Origin of the sequence: Variovorax sp. PCZ-1, assembly GCF_018413605.1 — a bacterium.
In the GTDB taxonomy this organism is placed as follows: domain Bacteria; phylum Pseudomonadota; class Gammaproteobacteria; order Burkholderiales; family Burkholderiaceae_C; genus JANMDU01.
Genome location: NZ_JAHCDN010000003.1, coordinates 26,970 through 49,038, shown reverse-complemented (window position 1 = coordinate 49,038; position 22,069 = coordinate 26,970). Strand labels below are relative to the sequence as shown.

The following is a 22,069-nucleotide window of genomic DNA, read 5'->3' as shown; positions in this document are numbered from 1 at the left end:
CACCTTGTCAACAAGCTAAGAATTTTAGCTGGCCTCCATGACAATTTGAAGCCAGCCAGGCATGACCCCAGAAACGACAGCGAATCAGTGTTGGCTTCGCCAATTCGCCACTTGAGCAGCGATGTCTTGCAAAGCCGCGATGGGCTTAACGCCTTCAATACTGCGGCGATGGATGATGGGGCAACTGCCGCCCGCCCAAATCTCGATGCCTGTGCCCAGTTTGCTGCGCAGCTCTTCCAAACCGTTGACCACGTAATTGGGGTTCTGGCTTGCTGTGAAGCTCAGGGCCACGATATCAGCTTTGTGAGCCGTGGCTGCCAGCACGATATCCCAAATCGGTGTTTGGGTACCCAGGGAGACACAGCGGCAAGCTTCCAGAGACAGCATGGCTTCAGCCATGAGCAGACCCATGCCATGAGGCTCTTGAGGGAAAGTCGTGAGCAGCACGCGTGGGCTGGCCAGCTGCGCAGAATCGGGTGCAGCGCCAATCGCGCTTCGCAGAACCATGTTGACACTTTCGGTGTACATATGCTCTTCAAACACCTCAATCTGACCGCGCATCCAAGCGTCACCTACCGTGGTGTTCAGTGGCGCAACGACATTGCAGACAAAGCTGCCTATGCCCATGCGCATCAGAGATTGGCCTAGCAAGCGGCGCAGGCCATCGACATCATGCGATTTGATCAAAGCCAAATATTCGCGCAGATCCGTTTTGTCAGCTTGAGTAATGCGTTGGGGCGCTGCCGATAAGCTCTCCCCAATACTCTGAAGCTCTTCAATGCTCATAGCCACCACGCGACCAGGCCGGTGCCCGTTATCGAGCAAACGCTTGATCACACGCAGTTTTTCAACCTGATCCAATGAATAAGCGCGCTCGCCATAGGTGTCGCGCAGCGGCATCGGAAAACCATAGCGCCGCTCCCAGACGCGTAAAGTGTCTTTCGACAAACCAGTGTCTCGCTCTACAGCGGCGATAGACACGGTAATGGGGCGAACTGCTGCCCGATCATTCACGTTGAGCTAACTCCAAAAAACAACGCCAAGCGGGACAACGCTGGGGTACTGCCTGTTTATGGTTGCAATCTGGTGAGCAGATTGCATCTTTGTCCTGAACAAGAGTATCGGGCATTTCGTGGTTTTTGCCTAACTGTGATGCGCCTTCATCCTTGCTGCTTGCAGGGCGATGTATCAAATAGGCTGAATTTGGGCATGCTTGCGAGATAAATCAAAGTAAAAACTAGGGTAAACACTATGTTTTTAGAGTATTTGTGTCCTAGACAAAAGACAATTCCAAGTGCATCATTGTCATAACGAATTACAAGGTATTCGTCTTGGGTTGTCAGCATAGAAGTACAACAGAAACCCCAGAGAAGATGCCCTCGGCTGTGCAGTCACCATCAGCCGTTCGAGTCGTAGTAGCCTTTTTTCATTTTGAGCAGTCAATAGCCTTCAGAAATAGAAGGATATTAGTCTGGGTAGTTGAAAATTAATACTGATCAGTCACAATTTAGCTATTAGAGTTTCGGAGATGCTGAGTGCTTCATATCAACCCCACTGCCGCAAGTTGTCTGCCTTGGCAACTGAAGCTCGGCTATGGGAAGTTGATTTCTCTGTATCCCCCCTTTTTCTTGCTGCGAGGTCTTCCGAGAGCTTTTAGCTCGGTTGAAATCCTGAGACGCTTCTCCTCCTCCTCCCTCCCTCCCTACTTCGTCTCAGGGCGCCTCGCAGCAATTTTCTCTTCCGCCAGTCATCACGGGAACGCGTGATGACGGCTCCACGAAAAATCGCCATCATTGGCTCGGGCATCACGGGTCTCGGAGCGGCTCATGCTTTGCAGGGCAGTGCCCAAATCACGCTCTTTGAAGCGGGCAGTTATTTCGGTGGCCACTCCAACACTGTTGACATCAGTTTGCCCACGCCGCATGGTGAGCGAACACATGGCATTGACACCGGCTTTCTGGTTTACAACGAGCGCACCTATCCGAACTTGATTGCATTGTTTGAGCAATTGGGTACACACACCACAGTGACAGATATGAGTTTTTCTGTGCAAGGCCGCGATGGCGAGCGAGCCCTAGAGTGGGGCGGTGCCAATCTCAACACGGTATTTGCACAACGTGGCAACTTGTTTCGTCCGCGCTTTCTGAAAATGCTGCTGGAATTGCTGCGCCTGAACAAGCTGTGCACGCAAATCGCTGTTGCCGGAACAGAAGCGCAATTGGCTCAGCCATTGTCTGTCTTTCTAGCAGAGCACCGCTTCGGTCAAGACGTGCGCGATTGGTATCTGCTGCCTATGCTCGGCTGTATCTGGAGTTGCCCCACAGAACAGATGCTGCAATTTCCTGTCTCCACCATGATCCGCTTCTGCCACAACCATGGTTTGATGCAGGTCAACAATCGCCCTAAATGGTGGACGGTCACAGGTGGATCGCGCAACTATGTCAAAGCCATCACAGACAAGATTGCCGATAAACGATTGAACACGCCGGTGCAGTTGGTCGAACGAGATGGCGATGGCGTGCGCGTTGTGACTCAAGGCCAAGCAGAACGCTTTGACCGCGTGATTTTCGCCACGCACGCACCGCAGGCATTGGCCATGTTGCGCGACGCAGGAGCGCAAGAGCGTGAGATATTGGGTGAGTTCAGAACACAGCCCAACCAAGTCGTGTTGCATACCGATGCGAGTGTGTTGCCAAAATCGAAGCTCGCATGGAGTGCGTGGAACTATGTGCGTGGCAACTCATCGCAAGAAGGCAGCCGTGTGTGTCTGCACTACCTCATCAACAAACTCCAACCGATTCCATTTCAGCAAGCTGTGGTGGTGAGTCTGAATCCGACACAAGAGATAGCGCGTAGTCACATCCATGGTGTATTTGAATACGCGCATCCGGTGATGGATCTGGCAGCTACCCGCGCGCAAGCGCGTTTGCATGAAATCAACGGCGCCAATCACGCTTGGTTTTGTGGCGCATGGACGCGCTATGGCTTTCATGAAGATGGCTTGATGTCTGGCTTGGCAGCAGCTCGCGCCATCCTCAAGCAAATTCATGGAGCAGCCGCATGAGCGCCGCGCCGGTAGCCATGATGGGCTTTGGCGCAGTTCGTCATACGCGCCTGCGCCCCGCGCGAAATGCCTTTGCTTATCCAACCTATTTTTTGATGCTGCCGATGCGAAGCTTGGGGCTGCATGGCGCAGGTGAGCTTGCGCGTAACCGCGCCGCAGCAATCAGTTTCCATGATAAAGACCATGGTGATGGCCGAGCCGATGCCATGCAATGGATCGACGACTTGCTAAAAAGTGAAGGCATTGACGATGCTAAAGGTGAGGCTTGGCTTCATTGCTATCCGCGCGTATTCGGCTATAGCTTCAAGCCCGTAAGCTTCTGGTACTGTCATCGTGAGGATGGCAGTTTGCGAGCCGTGGTGGTGGAGGTGAACAACACCTTTGGTGAGCGCCATGTGTATTTGCTTGATCACGCAAAATACGGTCACGAAATGAAAGCCACCAAGGTTTTTCATGTTTCGCCGTTTTGCAATGTCGAGGGGCAATACCGCTTTCGCTTCATGACCACAGCAAAAAATGCGCGAACTGTCGCTCGTATTGATTATGACGATGCGAACGGCGCATTGATCAACACATCTGTCAGCGGCGATTTGCAGGCACTGAATAGCCAAGCGATTCGCAAAGCATTGCTTTCCTACGGGGCAATGACGCTGGGTGTGATCGCAAGAATACATTGGCAAGCCTTGAAGCTGTTTCTCAAGCGCGTCCCCTTCTTTTCCAAGCCCAAGCCACCTGCAGTTTTGGTGACCCGTTAAAACTAACAAATATCCTTCACATGCAAGCCACTACCTCTACTCATTCATTCGAGATCCCTAGCAGTGCACCAGCAGCAGCACGCACCTGCTTGAAGCTGTTGCAGCAGCTCAAACATGGCTCACTCACGGTTCAAATGCCCGATGGCAGCATGCAACATTTTGGGCAACCCAGTGGTCAGGCAGCGATCCACGGCAATTTAAATCTGCATAACTGGAATGTTTGCGCCGCTGCGCTCAAATCGGGCGACATCGGCTTCGCTGAAAGCTATATTGCAGGCGAATGGAGCACTCCCAACCTGGCTAATGTGCTGCGTGTGTTTGTAGCCAACCGCCGCGAAGTGGAAGACATCATTTATGGCACATGGCTGGGTCGCTTAGCCTACCGTATCAAGCATTTGCTCAATCGCAATACCAAGGCCAATTCGCAGAAAAACATCCATGCCCACTACGACCTGGGTAATGCGTTTTATGAGCTCTGGCTGGATAAGAGCATGAGCTATTCCAGCGCTTGGTTTGAGGGCGATTTCACCAAGCCCATGATCGATGCGCAATACGCCAAGGTGCGCCGCGCGCTGCGTATGGCAGATGTGAAGCCTTACGATCGCGTGCTTGAAATTGGTTGCGGTTGGGGTGGTTTGGCTGAAATCGCCGCGAAAGAATTTGATGCCAATATCACCGGCGTAACTCTTTCCACTGAGCAATTGGGGTTTGCAAAAGCGCGCATGGACTCCATTGGTAAAGCAGGACACACCGATCTTCGCCTGCAGGATTACCGCGATATCAGCGATGCGCCTTTTGATGCGATTTGCTCTATTGAAATGGTAGAGGCGGTGGGGCGCGAGTATTGGGCTGAGTATTTCTCCACCGTATCGCGCTTGCTCAAAAGCGGCGGCCGCGCCTGCATACAAGCGATCACGATTGATGATGCACTCTTTGAGCGCTATGTGAAATCCACTGATTTCATTCAGCAATATATCTTCCCAGGCGGTTGCCTGCCTAGCCCCAGCGAATTTCGAAAGGCTGCACAAGCGGCAGGTTTGCAAGTGGTAGATCAATTTGCATTCGGTAAGGACTATGCCGAAACCTGCCGTCGCTGGCGAGCCGATTTTCTGCAAAAGCGCGCAGTCATCGAGCCTTTAGGCTTTGACGAAAAATTCATGCGCACCTGGGAGTTTTATCTGGCTTATTGTGAAGCTGCTTTTGAAGAGCAGAACATTGATGTGATGCAGTTCACACTGCTTAAACCTTGAGGATAAGTACCATGCCCATGTTTTTTTCTCAGATCTCAAGCGCTACTTTTTCAATAGCACTCTGCGCTGGTTTGATGGCGGGTATTGGTCAATATTCTCATGCTGCAAGCCCTGCGGTACCACCCTCTGTGTCCCAGGGCGTAGGCAATGCTAAAGCGTTTGGGCAAGCGCGCTTGGTGGTTTATGGCTTCAATATTTACGATGCCAAACTATGGGCTGCAGAGAGCTTTTCTGCCGCGAATTACAGCACGGAGCCTTTCGCGTTGGAGCTGCGCTATTTGCGCAATTTCAGTGGCACGATGATCGCAGAGCGTTCCCTGAAAGAAATGCGGCGCTTGGGGCAAGTGAGCGATGAAAAAGCCGCGCAGTGGTTAGACACCATGAAGAAGACCTTTCCCGATGTGAAGAAAGGCGATCAATTGATTGGCATTCATCGGCCGGATGGCTCAGCCAGCTTCACGCTTAATGGCAAATCCATAGGCGAGGTGCGTGATGAAGAATTCACGCGATTGTTTTTTGGTATTTGGCTCAGCCCGAAGACGAGTGAACCCAAGATGCGCAGCGCGCTGATAGGTATGGCAACTGGAGCCGCTAGCGGCGGCGCCAAGCAGTGAATGCAAGCACGGATTTGAAGGCGAGCACAGCTCATGCCAGCTCGCCATTTTGGACTGCACGCCAAGGCCTGAGCTATGGCGCTTTAGGTATTGCATTGGCCTTTGTCGCCTTGCCACTGTATGTTTTGTTGCCCAATTACTATGCCAAAGAATTCGGCATGAGCCTCACGGTATTGGGCGCCATTTTGCTTGGCGCTCGGCTGTTCGATGCAGTGATTGATCCGGCGCTCGGGAGCTGGGCGGATCGGCTGTTCGGCCGCTCGGTGCATGCGGCTTGGCGAATGGCTTGTATCGTTGCCGTGATTTTGGCGTTTGGCTTTGCCGCTTTGTTTTTTCCGCCCGTCAGAGGAAACAATCTCCTGGTATGGGCGACGCTTGCGTTGATCGTCACTTATGCGGCATATAGTTTTGTGAGCGTCACACATCAAAGCTGGGGCGCTCGTCTGGGCGGCGATGCGCCTTTCCGCGCGCGCGTGGCGGCCTGGCGCGAAGCGCCGGGCTTGATCGGCGTACTACTCGCGTCCACCTTGCCGATAGTGGCTGGCTTACCTGTGATGGTGAGTGTGTTTGTGGCTTTGTTGGCTCTTGGGCTTTGGGCTTTGTTTCACGCGCCGCGCCCGGCTCAACGCGATGTGGCAACACAAACCACGCAAAACATTTGGCAGCCATGGGGAAACAGTCGTTTTCGCGCGCTGATGCTGATTTTTATTTTGAACGGTATTGCTAGCGCTGTACCGGCGACCCTTGTACTTTTCTTTGTACAGGATTTATTGCAAGCACCCAAAAATTTAGAGGGCGTGTTTCTTGGCACATATTTCATTGCTGGCGCATTAGCAATCCCCGGTTGGATGCAAGTTGTGAAGCGCATCGGCTTAGCTTGGGGTTGGCTGGTCAGCATGTTGTTGTCTATCCTGGTGTTCATATGGGCAGCAACACTTGGCGCGGGTGATGTCTGGGCTTACGCGGCCGTATGTGCGCTCTCGGGCATCGCGCTGGGCGCGGACTTGGCTTTCCCCAGTGCCCTGCTCACAGGTGCCATCGCTGCGCAAGGTGACCATGGCCAGCATGAGGGTGCTTATTATGGTTGGTGGAACTTCGCCACCAAACTCAATATGGCGTTGGCCGCAGGGCTGGCGCTGCCTTTGCTCGATGTGTTCGGCTACACACCAGGTGCGCGTGATCCGCAGGCGCTACAAGCACTCATCATTGCTTATTGTGTGCTGCCATGCGCTCTTAAATTGATAGCGTCTGGTGCGTTGTTTATCGCGGCCAAAGGTCAAAAATTCTCTTGAATGGAGCATCAGATGTCAACCTTACCCACGCGTCGTTTATTGCTTGCTGCGGGCAGCGCAGCTGCCACCTTGGCTCTCACCGGCTGCGGTACGCGCCCGCAAGTGGCTGACTACGCCAATGAAAAACCCGTCTTTGATCTGAAAAATTATTTCAACGGCATGGTCGATGGCTGGGGCATCTTCACTGATCGCTCGGGCAAAGTGGTGCGCCGATTTATCGTCACCATGAATTGCACTTGGAACGGTGAAGAAGGCATCTTGGATGAAGATTTCGTCTACAGCGATGGCAAGAAAGAAAAACGCATCTGGCGCATGAAACGCCTCACTGGAGCAGATGGCATCGTGCGCTACGAGGGGCGAGCAGACGATGTGGTGGGTATCGGCAACGGCGAGCAGCGCGGCAACGCCTTCCGCTGGGGCTACACGCTGGCGCTGCCGGTGGATGGCAAAGTGTATGAAGTGCAGTTTGACGACTGGATGTACCAGATGGATAACAAGGTCGTCATTAACAAAGCCACGATGAGTAAATTCGGCATCACCCTCGGTGAACTCGTCGTTACCTTCACTAAAAGAAATTAATTGGGGTCAGAACCCAATTAATTTTAGAACTTAAAAACAAAGAAGTACCCATGAGCCTGAACCCCAAGATCACTGATTGGCATGGAAAACGTGCCTGGCTCGTGGGCGCATCCACAGGCATTGGCCGAGCAACGGCTGTGGCGCTGCATATGGCGGGTGCGAAGGTGATTGTGTCGGCGCGCAGCGCATCGCCTTTGCAGGAGTTAACTGCGCAATACCCGGGTCTGCAAACCCTTCAGCTGGACGCTACAGATGAAGCCGGTGTGAAAGCAGCAGCGAACAAACTGGTTGCTGAGGGCGGCTTAGATCTCATGATGTATTGCGCAGGTATTTATCAGCCATTACGTGCGCAGGAGCTCAAAAGCTCCATCATGGCGCAGCACATGCAGGTCAACTACATCGGCGCAGCCTACGTCACAGAAGCCGTGTTGCCTGCCATGCTCAGGGCTAAGCGAGGGCATTTGAGTTATGTATCGAGCGTGGCAGGCTTTCGCGGTTTGCCAAAATCCTTGGCCTACGGCCCCACCAAAGCCGCCATGATCAATATGGCTGAGGCGCTGTATATCGATTTACATGACGAAGGCTTGGGTGTGAGTGTTATCAATCCAGGTTTTGTTGAAACACCGCTCACCTCGCAAAACACCTTCCGTATGCCAGCATTGATCAAGCCAGAGCAAGCTGCGCGAGAGATCATTTCGGGCTGGGAGGCTGGGAAATTCGAAATGCATTTCCCCAAGCGCTTTACCGCTTGGCTCAAGCTCATGCGCAGCGCACCGCACGGCTTGTATTTCAAAATGACACGCCAGTTTACCGGGCTTTAAGATTCGACTATGCCTCACACCAGCCCAGATCCACGCGTACAAAGCATCGTCGATTTCTTTGAAACACTGCAACCCGCTTCAGTACAGCGTATGGGCGAGTTCTATGAGAACGATGCCTATTTCAAAGACCCGTTTAACGAAGTACGCGGCTTGGAGGATGTCAAGCGCATCTTCAGCCATATGTACGTCGCCTTGCACGAGCCGCATTTCGTGGTGACGACGACCGTGACCCAAGGCGATCAATGCTTCATCGTCTGGGATTTCAAATTCCGCTTCAAGCGCTTTGATACGGTGACAGTTCAAACCGTGCGTGGTTGCTCACATTTGCAGCTCACCTCTGATGGCAAGATTGCATTTCATCGTGATTATTGGGATGCGGCAGAAGAGCTTTACGAGAAGCTTCCTTACGTAGGCGCACTGATGCGCTGGCTCAAGAAGCGCGCCAACAGCTAAGCCAAGCGGCCTTCGTTCACCACCACCGCTTCATCCAGCGTGATCGTACAATGCTTCATGGGCAGATCGAAATGCCCCAGCGTGTAGCGCCCAGCCGTTTCGTTTGCGCCCGTGCTGTAGAGAAAACTGCCTGCAGCGCAGCGCAATTCTGTGCCGTTGAAATCGCGCTTGTCGAACATGGCCATGCTGTCAAACCGTGCGGCGGGATGGAGGCCGTAGCCAATATGCGAGACAGCATAAGCCGCCTTGTGGCCATCGCGCGCCTCCCAAGCAGCGAGGTATTCGCGCATGAGTTGCGCATCCACACCTGAGCCTTCGATCCTTGTGATGTGATCGTTCTCGATGGTGAGCGATATGGCTTGCTCGATGTACCGTTTGAAAGCCAAATTCACGTCACCTACACCGAGCACCAAGCGGCCATTCACGCTACCCGCTTGGGGGAAGGCGAGCACGAGGCCACCAGGAAAATGCGTCATCGTGCCGGGCTTGGCGGTGTAGCCCCAATTGCCGCCGCTGGGTGCGCCTTCTAGGCCGATGTGCAAATCGGTACCCGCGCTGCTGCTCACATGCATTTTTTTCACACTGCGCAAGCGCTTGCTATGCGCTTTCACTGCTTGCTCCAGCGCATCATCGGGCAGGAGGCGACACAGAGCTTCGGGATGTTCGTTGCTCACATAAATCACACGTGGCTGATTTGTGCCGTTGCCCTTTAAGATCGCGGGCAGCTCTGGGGCGTGCATCAGGCCTTCCACCGTGCAATCAATCACCATATGGCTGCCCGCCAAGGCTTGAATCACGGGAGCGATACCCGCAATGGCCGTGCTCGCACCCGTGGAGCGGATGATGGGTGTGGGTGGCTGGGTGGAGGCAGGCCGTGTGGGCAAGCTCAGCGTGAAGGCCTGCGCGCCGATGCGTGCACAGGCGTGGCGCATGGCTTCTATGAGCTCAATCCGCGATTGACTCTCGCAGAGAATCGCCGCTGTCTCGCCGCTGTGCAGAGCGCAGCGGCGCAAAAGCGCTTCGAAGCAGTCGATCCAATGGGGCTCAATGTGGTTGTGATTTGTCATGGCTGCGTGTGTGGCATCTCATCTGCGGGCATACTACATGAAAATACACTGACTCATGACTCTAGCTTCTTCCCCTCCGCCTGCCGCTTTGCGCGCCGCTCTCGGCTTGTTTGCAACTGGTGTGACGATCGTGACCACGCGTGCGAGTGATGGCAGCATGATTGGGCTGACAGCCAATTCGTTCAACTCTGTCTCTCTGACGCCGCCACTGGTGCTCTGGAGTCTTGGTCTCAAAGCAGGCTCATTGCAAGCGTTTTTGCATGCCAAACATTACGCGATTCATGTGTTGGCTGTGGAGCAGCAGAGTTTGGCTGAGCGTTTTGCAAGCAAGACGACCAATCGCTTTGAGGGTTTGGCTCTGCAAGAAGGCCTGGGCGGCGTGCCTCTGCTGCCAGGCTGCGCAGCGGTATTTGAATGCACGAGCCGCAGCCAATACCCAGAGGGCGACCATGTGATCCTAGTTGGGGAGGTGCTTGCTTGCCAGCATGACTCAACGCGAGCGCCGCTGCTGTTTCATGGCGGCAAGTTTTATACAGAGCATCCCCTGTGAGTTCGGCAGTGCAGACTGAGCGTAAGGATCATCTGGATGGCTTGGCCATTGTTTTGTTGCTGGGCTGCTGCCTGTTTTGGGGCTTTCAGCAAGTGCTCGCCAAGGCAACGATCAGTGAAGTGCCACCGGTCTTTCAATCTGCAGTGCGTGCCATGGGCGCGACGCTGCTGCTCATGATATGGTGTAAAGCGCGTGGTATTTCACTGTTTGTACGTGATGGCACGCTCTGGGTCGGTTTGTTCGCGGGCGGCTTGTTCAGTTTTGAATTTGTTTGCATCTATCTCGCCCTGAACCTCACAGGCGCATCCCGCGTGACGGTGTTCCTCTATACCTCGCCGTTTTGGGTGGCGGCGTTGCTGCCGCTGTTTGTGCGGGCTGAGCGCATGAATCGCATGCAGTGGCTCGGATTGTTTTGTGCATTTGCCGCCGTGGTGTTTGCACTCTGGGAGAGCTTGCAAAAAGCTGGAGCGGGGCGCATGGGGGATGTGTTGGCGCTGTTGGCCGGCGCTTCATGGGGTCTGACGACGGTGACAATTCGCGCGACTGCCCTGGCCAAGATCAGCGCTGAGCGCTTGTTGTTTTATCAGTTGGCTTGTAGCGCTGTCTCCTTGCCCTTTGTCTCGCTGGCCTTTGGCGAGAGCTGGCCGGCGATGGGGCAGCTCAGCAGCTTCGCTCTCTTATCGCTGTTTTTGCAGACCGCAGTTGGGGCATTTGCCAGCTACTTACTCTGGATGTGGATGCTCACGCGCTACCCCGCTGGGAAGATGAGTGCTTTTGTGTTTCTGACGCCTGTTTTTGCGCTACTTTTTGCCGCGCTGTGGCTGGGCGAGCCAGTGACACCGAATTTGGTCATCGCCATCGCCTTGGTGGGCGCGGGCATCATCTTGGTCAATCGGCGCTGAACTTCGCGCCCCGGTGCCGCGCTTTGCGCCTCAAAGTATCAAAAAACTCGACCTTTCATAGTCTTCGCACCATCACTTGCCAGCCTGCGATAGTGCGTTCACGGCATGTGCCGTGCTTTGAAAGTTTGTATGAGTGATTTGAAATCCCTGCGTCGCTCGGCGTTGATCGCTGTGCCATTGTTGGCTGTGGCGGCGCTGTCGGCTTGCGTTATCGTGCCCATGGATCCGAAAACTGGGCGGCCTTATGAATCAGCTACGCAGCCACCTGTCGTGGTGGTGCAGCAGCCAACGCCCGCTGCAAGCCCCGGCATCGCCGCGCCGCAGTGGCAAACCGTGCAAGCGCGCTTGTATCCAGTGAATGAAGCGGCGCGCAACGCGGGTATTTTGCAAGCCACGGTGATTGACAACGGTGCAGGGCGAGGAAGTTTCAGTGTGACTTACCAAGGCCAAGCACTGCAAGGCGAGGCGACACGGGTGGATCGGCAGTATCCAGGCTTTGGGCAAATCATGAGCCAAGTGCAGGGTGGAGTGAACTGGGCGCAAGCTGCAGGGCAGCGAGGCATCGCCAATGCTGCAAGCTCAAGCTACAGCTTGCGCTGCGAATATCTCTTCACAGCGGCTACGCAAGGCACGGGGGCTTGTCTAGCAAGCGATGGCGCTCGCTATCAAATTCATTTCGGAAGTTAACTACCGACTCAGCTCAGCTGTGAAAAAGGGCGGTGGACATGCCGCCTTTTTTATTGGAACCAACTCGCGGCGGCAATACCAGCAAACAGCGTGAATCCCAGCCAATGATTTTGGCGAAATGCGGTGAAGCAGCCTTCGCGTGAGCGGGTGCGGATGAGCTGCCAGTGCCAGAAGATTTGCGCAGCTGCAGCAATAATTACTATCAATTTAATAGCTGCTGGCGCAGATCCTATGCCGGCAATCAGCCAAAAAAGCATATAAATCACATAAAAAAGCGTGATCGCTGCGACATCGAATCGCCCAAGCGTGATGGCAGATGTTTTCATGCCGATGCGCAAATCATCATCACGATCAACCATGGCGTATTCGGTGTCGTAGGCCAGTACCCAGAAGAGATTGCCCAGCAGGAGAATCCACGCAAGCAGCGGCACGCGTCCTTGTACTGCGGCGAAGGCCATGGGAATGCCGAAGCTAAAAGCTACGCCGAGCACGGCTTGGGGCATGGAGACGAAGCGTTTGGCAAACGGGTAGGCGATGGCAATCGCAAGCGCAGCGAATGACCAAAGTATCGTCGCCGCATTCGTCGTGAGCACGAGGCCGAAAGCAAGCAATGCGAGGAAAGCGCCCAAGAGCAGCGCCTCCTTCTTGCCCACTCTGCCACTCGTCACCGGCCGCTGCGCCGTGCGCTTCACATGCTTGTCAAAATCCGCATCGGCCACATCGTTCACACAGCAGCCTGCGCTGCGCATGAGGATGGTGCCAAGCGTGAAGACGATGATCAAATGCCAGCCGGGGAAGCCGCCTGCGGCGATCCACAGTGCTGAGAGCGTTGGCCAAAGCAGAAGCAGCCATCCCGCCGGGCGATTCCAGCGGATCAGATCGAGATAGAGACCAAGACGCGCCTGCAGCATATGGCTTGGTTAAATCAGAATACTATGAATTTAATAGCACTCTGCGCAGATTCTATGCCGGCGAAGTGCCATAAATGCTTTAAAAACAGTGAGAAATACGAGATCAGAACGGAATATCGTCGTCCATATCGTCAAAGCCACTGCCTTGCTTCGCCTTGGGAGCAGCGGCTGGCGCTGCGGGGCGAGCTGCAGGCGGGCGCGAGGCAGGTGCAGGTGCGCGTGAGTAGCCACCGCCACCTTCATCAGGAGAGCCCGCGCCTTGGCGGCTGCCGAGGAGCTGCATCTCGGTGGCGATGATGTCTACTGTGTTGCGCTCGATGCCGTCTTTGTCGGTGTATTTGCCGTATTTCAAGCGGCCTTCCACGTAGAGCGGCGCGCCTTTTTTCACATACTCGCCCACGATCTCGGCGAGGCGATCAAAGAATTGCACACGATGCCATTGGGTGTCTTCCACCGTCTCGCCAGAGTTTTTGTCTTTGCGTTTGCTGGTGGTGGCAATCGAGATATTGGCCACCGCGCCGCCAGAGGGCATGTAGCGAATCTCGGGATCGCGCCCGCAGTTGCCCAGAAGAATGACTTTGTTGACGGAGGCCATGTGTGTGTTCCTTGTGTTTCAGTGCTAATTTAAGTGGTCGGGCTGTAACTGTTTTGAATAGCAAGGCAAGGTTCTTTTGAACGCAAAAGGCGCAAAAGTTACGCAGAAGACGCAAAATAAAAACCAAAATTTGGCTGTTTCTTTTGCGTCTTTTGCGAATTTCTCGCGTCTTTTCCGTTCAAAAAGAACGGCTGCATGCCATTCTTTTTGGTTAAAGCCCAAGCATTATGACGCAGAGCGAGCAGGCGGTTTCATGCCCCAAGCTGCCACAAGCCAGATCAACATGAGGGCAAAGCAGCCTGCAAACAAAGCTTCAAAGCCATAGTGCTTCGCTAGCCAGCCACCGCCAAAGCCGCCCACGAAGAAGCCGAGAGACTGCACGGTGTTGTAAACGCCAAGAGCAGCTCCGCGTGCATGCGCGGGGGCAACGCGTGAGGCTAGGCTGGGTTGGGAAGCCTCGAGTACGTTAAAGCCAACGAAGAAAGCAAAGAGCAAGAAGCCGAGTAGCCAGATGTTGGGCGCTTGATTCAAAGCCCACCATAGCCCAAGCTGCACCAAACCGATCAAGCCTACGCCGCCCAAAAACGCGGCTTTCAAATGCCCGCGCGCTTCCAAAGCAAACAAGCCCCCCATCAAGACAAACGAGAGCAAGACCGCCGGCAAATACACTTGCCAATGTGCCGCTTTGGCTAGCCCCGCTTGCACCAGCATTGCCGGAATCGCCACCCACATTGCCAGCTGCACCGCGTGCAAAATGAAAGCGCCGAGATCCAATCTCAGCAAATTGGCATGCGTGAGCACTTCCTTCAAACCATGCAGGCGGCTGCTTGGCGCAGATGTGAGTGCAGGCTCCGGTGGCACGGCCCAGATCACGACAGCCATGCAAAGGATCACCAAAACACCCGTCAGCGCAAACAAGCCCGAGAGTCCGATTTGCGTTGCCAGCCAAGGCGCGAGCACCAAAGACAGAGCAAACATCAGCCCGATGCTCGCGCCCACCAAAGCCATCGCTTTGGTGCGCACTTCATCGCGCGTCAGGTCTGCTAGCAGTGCTGTCACGGCCGCAGAAATTGCCCCAGCGCCTTGCAGCGAGCGACCCGCAATCAACCAATTCAAGGTTGGGGCCCAGGCGGCTAAAAAACTGCCCAATGCAAAAATCAGCAAGCCAATCAATATCACCTTCTTGCGCCCAAAGCGATCCGAAGCCATGCCAAACGGAATTTGCAAAATGCCTTGCGTGAGCCCGTAAATCCCCATGGCCAAGCCCACGCGTGCGGGATCATCTCCACCCGGATACTTCACCGCCTCCAGCGCAAACACCGGCAGCACCAAAAACAGCCCCAGCATGCGCATGGCAAAAATGCTGGCCAAAGAAAAGCTGGCGCGGAGCTCTAGGGGGAGCAGGCTGGTGGAAGAGGAAGCAGAAGCAAGGGTCATGAAGAGCCGTGATTGTCGGGCATGATGGCGCTCTTTTTCGAATGCGCGGGTCAACTCGCTTGACGGCATTTAAAAAATACTTTAGATTTAAATAATCGTTGCTTCTATTAATTTGGTGCAAGAGCAATATTCACGCTCACGCACCGTATCAAATGGAAAACACTGCCCTCGCAAACAAGTCTTGCCCGTTAAGATCATGTGATCTATGAACAGTTAACACTAGGAGTTGGTGATGAGTACACGTCGTTTGGTTTTGACCCGTTCTGCCGCTGCCATCGGCGCGGCTTCTACTGGTTTGTTCTTGCCTGAGATCGCAAGAGCGCAATCTAACAAAATCCGCGTCGGCCTGATGCTGCCCTACACCGGCACCTTTGCCCAGCTCGGCGTAGCGATTGAAAACGGTTTCCGCATGGCGATCAACGAGCAAGGCGGCAAGCTTGGTGGCCGTGAGATCGAGTATTTCAAGGTCGATGACGAATCCAATCCCGCCAAAGGCGTAGAGAATGCGCAGCGCCTGGTGCAGCGCGACAAAGTGGATGTGCTGGTTGGCACGGTTCACTCGGGTGTGCAAATGGGTATTCACCGCGTGGCGCGTGAATCCGGTGTGCTCAATATCATTCCCAATGCTGGTGTGCATGTGGCCACACGTGCGCAATGTGCACCCAATGTGTTCCGCACCAGTTTCACCAATTCGCAGCCTACTTTGGGCTTAGGCAAGGCCATGGTCGAGCGCGGCCATAAGAAAGCGGTGTGGATCACTTGGGGCTACGCGGCTGGCGAAGAGGCCATGGAAGGCTTTGAGCAAAGCTACACCGCAGCAGGCGGCCAGATCGTGAAGAAGCTGGCGCTTCCCTTCCCGAACGTCGAATTCCAAGCTCTGCTCACAGAGATCGCTTCGATCAAGCCAGACGCAGTGGCTTGCTTCTTCGCAGGCGGCGGTGCAGCCAAGTTCATCCGCGATTACGCTGCTGCTGGTCTGAACAAAACCATTCCCCTGTATGGCTCTGGCTTCCTCACCGAAGGCGTGCTCGATGCCGCTGGCCCAGCCGCAGAAGGCATCATCACCGCCATGCACTACAGCGATTCGTTAGATACGGCTACCAATCGTCGCTTCCGCTTGGAATATGCCAAGACCTTCAAGAGCCAGCCCGATGTGTATGCGGTGCAAGGTTACGACTCCGGCCTGCTGCTGGTGCAAGGTGCAAACGCCGTCAAAGGTGATCTGAACAACAAGCAAGCCCTGTATGCCGCCATGCAAAACGCAAAAATAGACAGCCCGCGCGGCAAGTGGACCATGAGCAAGTCCAACAATCCGATTCAAGATATCTACTTGCGCAAAGTCGAAGGCAAGGAAAATAAAGTGATCGGTATCGCCGCCAAAGCCGTGCAAGATTCGGGCGCTGGCTGCAAGATGGGCTGATCTTTTTAAGGTTTTAATAATGATCCGTTCGCCCTGAGCTTGTCGAAGGGCTTCGACAAGCTCAGCCCGAACGGGATGGGTACTGAATCACAAGTTACCCAATGGATTTCGCCAACTTCCTCATCCAGCTGCTCAACAGCGTGCAATACGGCCTGCTACTCTTCATGCTGGCCGCCGGGCTCACGCTGATCTTTGGCATCATGGGCGTAGTGAATCTCGCGCATGGCAGTTTTTATATGTTGGGTGCTTATCTCGCTTGGTCGCTCTCGTTGCAGCTAGGCAGCCTCACCTTGGCTATCTTGCTCGGCACAGCGTTATCCGTAGTCTTCGGACTCTTGCTTGAGAAGCTGTTAATCCAACATTTCTATCACCGCGATCACTTGGATCAAGTGCTGCTCACCTTTGGCCTGATCTACATCTTTGAAGAAGCCCGCTCCATGATCTGGGGCGATGATGTGCATGGCGTGACGATTCCCGCGCTGCTCGCGGGTGGCATTCAGCTGACTGAAAATCTCTCGTATCCCATCTATCGCCTCTTCATCAGCGGCGTTTGCATCGTTCTCGCGCTGGGCTTGTATTTCCTGATTTCTAAAACTCGTCTCGGCATGAAAATCCGCGCGGGTGCATTTAACCGCGAGATGACTGAAGCGCTCGGTGTGAACATCAAGCTGATTCACTCTTTGGTGTTCGCGCTCGGTGTGGGCCTCGCCACCATCGCAGGCATGATCGCATCGCCGATCTCGAGCGTGTACCCGAACATGGGAGGCTCGGTACTCATCATGTGTTTCGTCGTCGTCGTCATCGGCGGCATTGGCTCTGTGCGCGGTGCGCTGATTGCAGCATTGCTTGTTGGCTTTGTCGATACCTTCGGCAAAGTGCTGCTGCCCCAGTTCTCAGGCATGTTGGTTTATATGCTGATGGCGCTTGTGTTGCTCTACAAACCAGAAGGCTTGTTTAAAGCCTAACAACACGTCATGTCTGCACCACAAGCCAATCTAGAAATCTTGCCGCGCAGCGTCAATGTGCTGCTCGCGCTAGCCGTCATCGCGCTCGCAGGCGTGCCCATCTTCGGCGCGGATTACACCATCGGCCTCATCACCAGCATGATGATCATGGCCATCTTTGCGATGAGCTTGGATCTCCTGCAAGGCGTCACTGGCCTCGTCTCGCTCGGGCATGCGGCCTTCTTCGGTTTTGCGGGCTATGCGCTGGCCTTTATCACGCCATCGTCGGAAGCCATCAGCCTCTGGTGGAGCTTACCGCTCGCGCTCGCCGCCACAGCCTTGGTCGCCTGCATCATCGGCTTCTTCGTGGTGCGCACGCATGGCATTTACTTCATCATGGTCACCATGGCTTTCGCGCAGATGATGTATTTCATCTTCTTTGACAACAAAGTCTTGTTCGGCGTCACGCTCGGCGGCTCAGATGGCGCGTATTTGAATTTCAAACCCAACGCTGGAATTTTTGATTTAGAAAACAAACGCGTCTTCTTCTATTTCACTTTGGTCTGCATGGTCGGCGTGTATGCCTTCTTGCGCCGCCTGCTCTTCTCGCCCTTTGGCCGCGCTCTCGCAGGCATCCGCGCCAATGAGCATCGCATGCGCGCTCTGGGCTTCGCCACCTTCGCCCACAAGCTCGCCGCGTTCACGCTTGCGGGCGCACTCGCTGGCTTGGCAGGCTACTTGTGGGCCGCGCAAACCGGCTTCATCAATCCCGAGCTCATGGGCTTTCATATGAGCGCGCATGCCATCATGATGGTCATCTTGGGCGGCATGGGCAATTTTGCGGGCGCGGCCATCGGCGCGTTCTCGTTTGAATATTTGCTGCATCTCTTCAAAGATTTGCCTGCCTTCGGAAATTTTCAAACCGGCAAACATTGGCAAATGTGGATGGGGCTGTTCATTGTTGCCTTGGTGATTCTCGCGCCACGCGGCATCTTGGGGCTGGTGTCTAAATGGCTGGCGAAAAAGGATGAAAAGAAATGACAGCCATCCTTTCTGCCAAAAACCTCACCAAGCGCTTCGGCGGCTTGGCAGCCGTCAATGAAGTCAGCCTCGATCTTTGGCAAGGCCGCTTGCATGCCGTGATCGGGCCGAACGGCGCAGGCAAATCCACGCTCGCCAATCTGCTCTCCGGCGATTTGCCGCCCACCTCTGGGACAGTGCATCTATCAGGGCAAGACATCACAGGCTGGAGCCCAGAAAAAATCTCCCGCCAGCGCCTAGGCCGCAGCTACCAAAAGACCAACATCTTCCGCAGCTTCACCGTCTGGGACAACATCCGCCTCGCCGCGCAATCGCGCAATCAACCCTTCGCATTCAACCCACTCGGCTGGCTCTCTAATGCTTCCAAGCAAGCCGCAGTGAACGCAAGAGCAGAGCGTGCGATGGAGTTGGCCTTGCTCACCGAGCGCCGCAGCACAATCGCAGGCGCAGCCAGCCACGGCGAGCAGCGCCAGCTAGAAATCGCCATGACGCTCGCCACCGAGCCGCAAGTGCTCCTGCTCGATGAGCCACTCGCCGGCATGGGCACAGCCGAGGCCGAGCGCATGGTGCAGCTCTTGCTGAAATTAAAGGTAGATCACGCCATGCTCTTGGTCGAGCACGATATGGATGCCGTGTTCGCCGTGGCCGATCACCTCACCGTGATGGTCAATGGGCAAGTGATTGCGAGCGATAAACCAGAAGTCGTTCGCGCAGACGCAGGCGTGCAAGCTGCATATCTCGGGGAAGAACATTAAATGAGCGAAGCCCTCATCTCCGCTCGCGGCCTGCACACCTATTACGGCCAAAGCCATATCCTGCGCGGCATAGATTTCACCGTGCAGCGCGGCCAAACCATCGGCCTCATGGGGCGCAACGGCATGGGCAAAAGCACCCTGCTCAAATCCATCATGGGCATCGTGCCACCCGCCCGAGGCGCGATCGAAATCAAAGGCAAAAGCATGCTCGGCAAGCCCACCTTCGAAGTCGCACAAATGGGCATCGCCTATGTGCCCGAAGGCCGAGGCATCTTCGCCAATTTAAGCGTCACTGAAAATCTAAAGATGGCAGCTCGCGCAGGCACGCAAGGGCAGAGAGACTGGACGTACGAGCGCGTCCTAGAAACCTTCCCAAGACTCAAAGAGCGCCTCAACCACGGCGGCCAGCAACTCTCCGGCGGCGAACAGCAAATGCTCACCATCGGCCGCGCCCTCATGACCAACCCCGACGTGCTCATTCTCGATGAAGCCACCGAAGGCCTCGCCCCCTTGATCGCCAAAGAAATCTGGCGCATCTGCGGCGAGATCAAACAAAGCGGCATCAGCTCCATCATCGTCGATAAAAACTGGAAACACGTCACCCAAATCACAGACAACAACGTGATCTTGGTAAAAGGCGAAGTCGTCTTCAGCGGCTCATCCGCCGAGCTCATCGCCAAGCCAGAGATTCTTGAGCAGCATTTGGGTGTTTGATCGCTTGTTTATAAGCGAAATTAGCTATCCGCCGGCATAGATACTGCGCAAGATGCTATTGAATTCATAGTGGCCTGTTCCGTTCACCCTGAGCTTGTCGAAGGGTTGGTGCACTAACCGTTTCACTCAATCTTTTGCACCTGCGGCCTACCATCTGGCATTTGCCTCAGAAATCTTTTTGAAAACACACGCGATTGAGACCTCGGTGATTCGAAGACGATCTCCGCACGCCCTCCAAAAAATTTCCGATTGAAATACTCAATGTTTCTACAAAAGCTATGTAGGAGTAAGAGTTTCTGCTTTGCATCTGGTTTGCTGCTTTATAAAATCAATTCAACAGATACGCGCGTCCATAACAGGGTACTCAACACATGATCACCACAATCGAAAATTTCATGAACTGGCTAACTGACATGGATTGGGGGTGGTGGCCACTAGTGTCGTTGAGACCACCTAAAGACACTGATATCGATAACATAGTTCTTGTGAAAATCACGCCATTTTTTGGAACCATAACAGGCGTGATGTTGTACCTGATGAACCAGATCTACATTAGTGATAATTTTAATCTTGTGATCTTTATGCTTCATCTGCTAGCTGGTTTGGTCGTATTCTTTTTTTTGTACAAAACTACTTTTGCGTTTTTTTGGAACAGGAGAGCAAAAAGACTTAGATACGCACACGCACTTTTAGCCCAAAATTCGAGAGCTGCATGAGAAAAAAGATTTTTTTGTAATTCTTATCCTGAAAGCTAAGCTGTTTCAGACCGCCCAGCCGTAGCCAGTCTGTCCGAAGCGTAATCAACTTCTGGCGCACGTAAAAAAGGCCGAGCAAGCTCGGCCTTTTGCATTGAATGAGCAAAGATCAAGAAGCCTTCTCATCCTTCGGCGTCGTCTTCACACTCCAGATCATCGTAACGGCCAAGATGCCGACGACGACCAGCAGAGATATCACCACAGGAATCTTGAAGATGTCGATCAGCATCATCTTCGTTCCGATGAAGACCAGGATCACAGCCAGGCCATAGGTGAGCAAGTGGAATTTGTTGGCCACAGCTGCGAGCAAGAAATACATGGCACGCAAGCCCAGAATGGCAAACACGTTACTGGTCAGCACGATGAAGGGATCACTCGTGATCGCAAAAATCGCGGGGATGGAATCCACAGCGAAGATCACGTCTGTCAAGCCGACCAAGCAGATCACCATGAACAAAGGCGTAGCGATTTTCTTGCCGTTTTCTACCGTCCAGAACTTCTCGCCATCGTAGTTTTTGCTTACAGGCAAGATCTTGCGAAGCAGTTTGAGCGCTGGGTTGTCGTCAAGAGATTGCTCTTTACCAGCCGCCCACCACATCTTGATGCCGGTGAGAATCAGGAACGCGCCGAAGATGTAGAGAATCCAGTGGAATTGCTGGAGCAACCAGCCGCCGATCAAGATCATGATCGTGCGCAACACAATCGCGCCGATGATACCTATCATGAGCACACGCTTTTGATAAGCGGGCGGCACAGCAAAGTAAGTGAAGATCATCAGGAAGACGAAGATGTTGTCTACCGCGAGTGATTTTTCAATCAAATAGCCGGTGAGAAACTCGAGCGCTTTTTCGTTAGCAAGCGCGGTGTCTCCGGTGGTGTCTTTCACCGCCCACCAGAACAAACCATTGAAGAGGAAACTTAAAGCAACCCAGATGATGGACCAATTGATTGCTTCCTTCACACCAACTTCATGTGCGCCTTGTTTATTGAGCACGACGAAATCGATGATGAGAGCTGCGATCACGATCACAATAAACACTGCCCAGAGCCAGGCGGGTGCCACGGATTCAAACATGACTGACCTTTCGATTTTTGCATGGCCGAACAAAGCCCATGCTGTTGTTATCCGAAAGGTCTTGCGAGGGGATTCTCGTGCACCGGCTGCATCCCCGCGGAGGCAGCGTATTGACGACACACGAGCATGAGCTTTTGATAAGCTTATGCGCTACTCCCCTTCCGGGAGAAGCCGAATTTTGCTCAAAGTCTGGCTGAAGCGTTGTTGCATCGCACAAAAACCCTACAAATCGATCAAATTATTCGATTTGTCCTAGACAAAGCATCTCAAATTGATCCATAATGTATCTACGAAGGGGAGTAGCTCCCTGCAGATACATCGTCAATACGAAGATAACTTCCGGTGTATCAGGTCTGAATGGCAGCATGTTTGCTATTCAGATTGAGCA

General features: G+C 54.0%; 22 protein-coding genes. 16 read left to right on the top strand and 6 right to left on the bottom strand.

All coding sequences use genetic code 11. The features are described 5' to 3' along the window. Positions 1 to 84: 84 nt before the first annotated feature. Positions 85 to 1,014 (bottom strand): MerR family transcriptional regulator, encoded by a 930-nt coding sequence (locus KIH26_RS13635; RefSeq protein WP_213446167.1) that lies wholly within the window; start codon positions 1,012 to 1,014, stop codon positions 85 to 87. Positions 1,015 to 1,765: 751 nt separating this feature from the next. On the opposite strand from KIH26_RS13635, the gene KIH26_RS13630 reads away from it, so the two are divergent. Genes KIH26_RS13630 through KIH26_RS13595 form a run of 8 tightly spaced genes read left to right on the top strand, consistent with a single transcriptional unit; the run spans position 1,766 to position 8,828 of the window. Next, on the top strand, positions 1,766 to 3,064 hold the full coding sequence (locus tag KIH26_RS13630; protein ID WP_213446165.1) for an NAD(P)/FAD-dependent oxidoreductase: 1,299 nt from the start codon (positions 1,766 to 1,768) through the stop codon (positions 3,062 to 3,064). Then, the gene (locus KIH26_RS13625) at positions 3,061 to 3,819 is read left to right on the top strand and encodes a DUF1365 domain-containing protein (RefSeq protein WP_213446163.1); all 759 of its coding nucleotides are present in this window, start codon (positions 3,061 to 3,063) and stop codon (positions 3,817 to 3,819) included. Before KIH26_RS13630 ends, KIH26_RS13625 begins: the two co-directional genes overlap by 4 nt. 20 nt (positions 3,820 to 3,839) lie before the next feature. Continuing rightward, positions 3,840 to 5,069 carry an SAM-dependent methyltransferase gene (locus KIH26_RS13620; RefSeq protein ID WP_213446161.1) on the top strand — a complete coding sequence of 410 codons (1,230 nt, stop codon included), beginning with the start codon at positions 3,840 to 3,842 and terminating at the stop codon, positions 5,067 to 5,069. Positions 5,070 to 5,080: 11 nt separating this feature from the next. Then, positions 5,081 to 5,683, top strand: a complete 603-nt coding sequence (locus tag KIH26_RS13615; protein WP_213446159.1) for a chalcone isomerase family protein — start codon at positions 5,081 to 5,083, stop codon at positions 5,681 to 5,683. After that, entirely contained in the window at positions 5,680 to 6,975 is a 1,296-nt protein-coding gene (locus KIH26_RS13610) for an MFS transporter (RefSeq protein ID WP_349627886.1), read from the top strand. Before KIH26_RS13615 ends, KIH26_RS13610 begins: the two co-directional genes overlap by 4 nt. Positions 6,976 to 6,987: 12 nt before the next feature. Then, a complete protein-coding gene (locus tag KIH26_RS13605; RefSeq protein ID WP_213446157.1) occupies positions 6,988 to 7,554 on the top strand; it encodes a DUF3833 domain-containing protein in 567 nt (188 codons plus the stop codon). A gap of 50 nt (positions 7,555 to 7,604) precedes the next feature. Further along, positions 7,605 to 8,375 (top strand): SDR family NAD(P)-dependent oxidoreductase, encoded by a 771-nt coding sequence (locus tag KIH26_RS13600; protein WP_213446156.1) that lies wholly within the window; start codon positions 7,605 to 7,607, stop codon positions 8,373 to 8,375. A gap of 9 nt (positions 8,376 to 8,384) precedes the next feature. Next, positions 8,385 to 8,828, top strand: a complete 444-nt coding sequence (locus KIH26_RS13595) for a nuclear transport factor 2 family protein (protein ID WP_213446154.1) — start codon at positions 8,385 to 8,387, stop codon at positions 8,826 to 8,828. Here KIH26_RS13595 and KIH26_RS13590 read toward each other — a convergent pair. After that, a complete protein-coding gene (locus tag KIH26_RS13590) occupies positions 8,825 to 9,895 on the bottom strand; it encodes a 2,5-dihydroxypyridine 5,6-dioxygenase NicX family protein (protein WP_213446152.1) in 1,071 nt (356 codons plus the stop codon). The genes KIH26_RS13595 and KIH26_RS13590 overlap by 4 nt on opposite strands. Before the next feature lie 55 nt (positions 9,896 to 9,950). On the opposite strand from KIH26_RS13590, the gene KIH26_RS13585 reads away from it, so the two are divergent. The 3 genes from KIH26_RS13585 to KIH26_RS13575 all read left to right on the top strand — a co-directional run bounded on the left by KIH26_RS13585 (position 9,951) and on the right by KIH26_RS13575 (position 12,034). Then, complete coding sequence (locus KIH26_RS13585; RefSeq protein WP_213446150.1) at positions 9,951 to 10,445, top strand: flavin reductase family protein; 495 nt, start codon at positions 9,951 to 9,953, stop codon at positions 10,443 to 10,445. Continuing rightward, positions 10,442 to 11,347, top strand: a complete 906-nt coding sequence (locus KIH26_RS13580; RefSeq protein WP_349627885.1) for a DMT family transporter — start codon at positions 10,442 to 10,444, stop codon at positions 11,345 to 11,347. The genes KIH26_RS13585 and KIH26_RS13580 overlap by 4 nt, the downstream gene beginning before the upstream one ends. Positions 11,348 to 11,476: 129 nt before the next feature. Next, positions 11,477 to 12,034, top strand: a complete 558-nt coding sequence (locus tag KIH26_RS13575; RefSeq protein WP_213446148.1) for a hypothetical protein — start codon at positions 11,477 to 11,479, stop codon at positions 12,032 to 12,034. A gap of 50 nt (positions 12,035 to 12,084) precedes the next feature. Here the strand turns inward: KIH26_RS13575 and ubiA are convergent, their stop codons facing one another. The 3 genes from ubiA to KIH26_RS13560 form a co-directional block, all read right to left on the bottom strand. After that, on the bottom strand, positions 12,085 to 12,945 hold the full coding sequence (gene ubiA, locus KIH26_RS13570) for a 4-hydroxybenzoate octaprenyltransferase (RefSeq protein WP_213446146.1): 861 nt from the start codon (positions 12,943 to 12,945) through the stop codon (positions 12,085 to 12,087). A 103-nt stretch (positions 12,946 to 13,048) separates the two neighbouring features. Then, positions 13,049 to 13,540 (bottom strand): single-stranded DNA-binding protein, encoded by a 492-nt coding sequence (gene ssb, locus KIH26_RS13565; protein WP_213446144.1) that lies wholly within the window; start codon positions 13,538 to 13,540, stop codon positions 13,049 to 13,051. A 225-nt stretch (positions 13,541 to 13,765) separates the two neighbouring features. After that, positions 13,766 to 14,977, bottom strand: coding sequence for an MFS transporter (locus KIH26_RS13560; RefSeq protein ID WP_213446142.1), 1,212 nt, complete (start codon positions 14,975 to 14,977; stop codon positions 13,766 to 13,768). 232 nt (positions 14,978 to 15,209) lie between these two features. On the opposite strand from KIH26_RS13560, the gene KIH26_RS13555 reads away from it, so the two are divergent. The 5 genes from KIH26_RS13555 (at position 15,210) to KIH26_RS13535 (ending at position 19,851) form a co-directional block, all read left to right on the top strand. After that, complete coding sequence (locus KIH26_RS13555; protein WP_213446139.1) at positions 15,210 to 16,397, top strand: ABC transporter substrate-binding protein; 1,188 nt, start codon at positions 15,210 to 15,212, stop codon at positions 16,395 to 16,397. A gap of 101 nt (positions 16,398 to 16,498) precedes the next feature. Next, positions 16,499 to 17,362, top strand: a complete 864-nt coding sequence (locus KIH26_RS13550; protein WP_213446137.1) for a branched-chain amino acid ABC transporter permease — start codon at positions 16,499 to 16,501, stop codon at positions 17,360 to 17,362. Between the two features lie 9 nt (positions 17,363 to 17,371). Further along, on the top strand, positions 17,372 to 18,382 hold the full coding sequence (locus tag KIH26_RS13545; protein ID WP_213446134.1) for a branched-chain amino acid ABC transporter permease: 1,011 nt from the start codon (positions 17,372 to 17,374) through the stop codon (positions 18,380 to 18,382). Beyond that, positions 18,379 to 19,137, top strand: a complete 759-nt coding sequence (locus KIH26_RS13540; protein ID WP_213446133.1) for an ABC transporter ATP-binding protein — start codon at positions 18,379 to 18,381, stop codon at positions 19,135 to 19,137. Before KIH26_RS13545 ends, KIH26_RS13540 begins: the two co-directional genes overlap by 4 nt. Beyond that, complete coding sequence (locus KIH26_RS13535) at positions 19,138 to 19,851, top strand: ABC transporter ATP-binding protein (RefSeq protein ID WP_213446131.1); 714 nt, start codon at positions 19,138 to 19,140, stop codon at positions 19,849 to 19,851. It begins immediately after the preceding gene. A gap of 864 nt (positions 19,852 to 20,715) precedes the next feature. Here KIH26_RS13535 and KIH26_RS13530 read toward each other — a convergent pair. Next, the gene (locus KIH26_RS13530; protein WP_213446129.1) at positions 20,716 to 21,681 is read right to left on the bottom strand and encodes a TerC family protein; all 966 of its coding nucleotides are present in this window, start codon (positions 21,679 to 21,681) and stop codon (positions 20,716 to 20,718) included. Positions 21,682 to 22,069 lie beyond the last annotated feature (388 nt).

Excerpts from the sequence above, each read along its gene's own strand:
- KIH26_RS13625 (WP_213446163.1), top strand. The coding sequence starts at position 3,061 with ATGAGCGCCGCGCCGGTAGCCATGATGGGCTTTGGCGCAGTTCGTCAT.
- KIH26_RS13575 (WP_213446148.1), top strand. The coding sequence starts at position 11,477 with ATGAGTGATTTGAAATCCCTGCGTCGCTCGGCGTTGATCGCTGTGCCA.
- KIH26_RS13630 (WP_213446165.1), top strand. The coding sequence starts at position 1,766 with ATGACGGCTCCACGAAAAATCGCCATCATTGGCTCGGGCATCACGGGT.
- KIH26_RS13620 (WP_213446161.1), top strand. The coding sequence starts at position 3,840 with ATGCAAGCCACTACCTCTACTCATTCATTCGAGATCCCTAGCAGTGCA.
- ssb (WP_213446144.1), bottom strand. The coding sequence starts at position 13,540 with ATGGCCTCCGTCAACAAAGTCATTCTTCTGGGCAACTGCGGGCGCGAT.
- ubiA (WP_213446146.1), bottom strand. The coding sequence starts at position 12,945 with ATGCTGCAGGCGCGTCTTGGTCTCTATCTCGATCTGATCCGCTGGAAT.
- KIH26_RS13585 (WP_213446150.1), top strand. The coding sequence starts at position 9,951 with ATGACTCTAGCTTCTTCCCCTCCGCCTGCCGCTTTGCGCGCCGCTCTC.
- KIH26_RS13550 (WP_213446137.1), top strand. The coding sequence starts at position 16,499 with ATGGATTTCGCCAACTTCCTCATCCAGCTGCTCAACAGCGTGCAATAC.
- KIH26_RS13535 (WP_213446131.1), top strand. The coding sequence starts at position 19,138 with ATGAGCGAAGCCCTCATCTCCGCTCGCGGCCTGCACACCTATTACGGC.
- KIH26_RS13560 (WP_213446142.1), bottom strand. The coding sequence starts at position 14,977 with ATGACCCTTGCTTCTGCTTCCTCTTCCACCAGCCTGCTCCCCCTAGAG.
- KIH26_RS13615 (WP_213446159.1), top strand. The coding sequence starts at position 5,081 with ATGCCCATGTTTTTTTCTCAGATCTCAAGCGCTACTTTTTCAATAGCA.
- KIH26_RS13605 (WP_213446157.1), top strand. The coding sequence starts at position 6,988 with ATGTCAACCTTACCCACGCGTCGTTTATTGCTTGCTGCGGGCAGCGCA.
- KIH26_RS13595 (WP_213446154.1), top strand. The coding sequence starts at position 8,385 with ATGCCTCACACCAGCCCAGATCCACGCGTACAAAGCATCGTCGATTTC.
- KIH26_RS13530 (WP_213446129.1), bottom strand. The coding sequence starts at position 21,681 with ATGTTTGAATCCGTGGCACCCGCCTGGCTCTGGGCAGTGTTTATTGTG.
- KIH26_RS13545 (WP_213446134.1), top strand. The coding sequence starts at position 17,372 with ATGTCTGCACCACAAGCCAATCTAGAAATCTTGCCGCGCAGCGTCAAT.
- KIH26_RS13590 (WP_213446152.1), bottom strand. The coding sequence starts at position 9,895 with ATGACAAATCACAACCACATTGAGCCCCATTGGATCGACTGCTTCGAA.
- KIH26_RS13555 (WP_213446139.1), top strand. The coding sequence starts at position 15,210 with ATGAGTACACGTCGTTTGGTTTTGACCCGTTCTGCCGCTGCCATCGGC.
- KIH26_RS13600 (WP_213446156.1), top strand. The coding sequence starts at position 7,605 with ATGAGCCTGAACCCCAAGATCACTGATTGGCATGGAAAACGTGCCTGG.
- KIH26_RS13540 (WP_213446133.1), top strand. The coding sequence starts at position 18,379 with ATGACAGCCATCCTTTCTGCCAAAAACCTCACCAAGCGCTTCGGCGGC.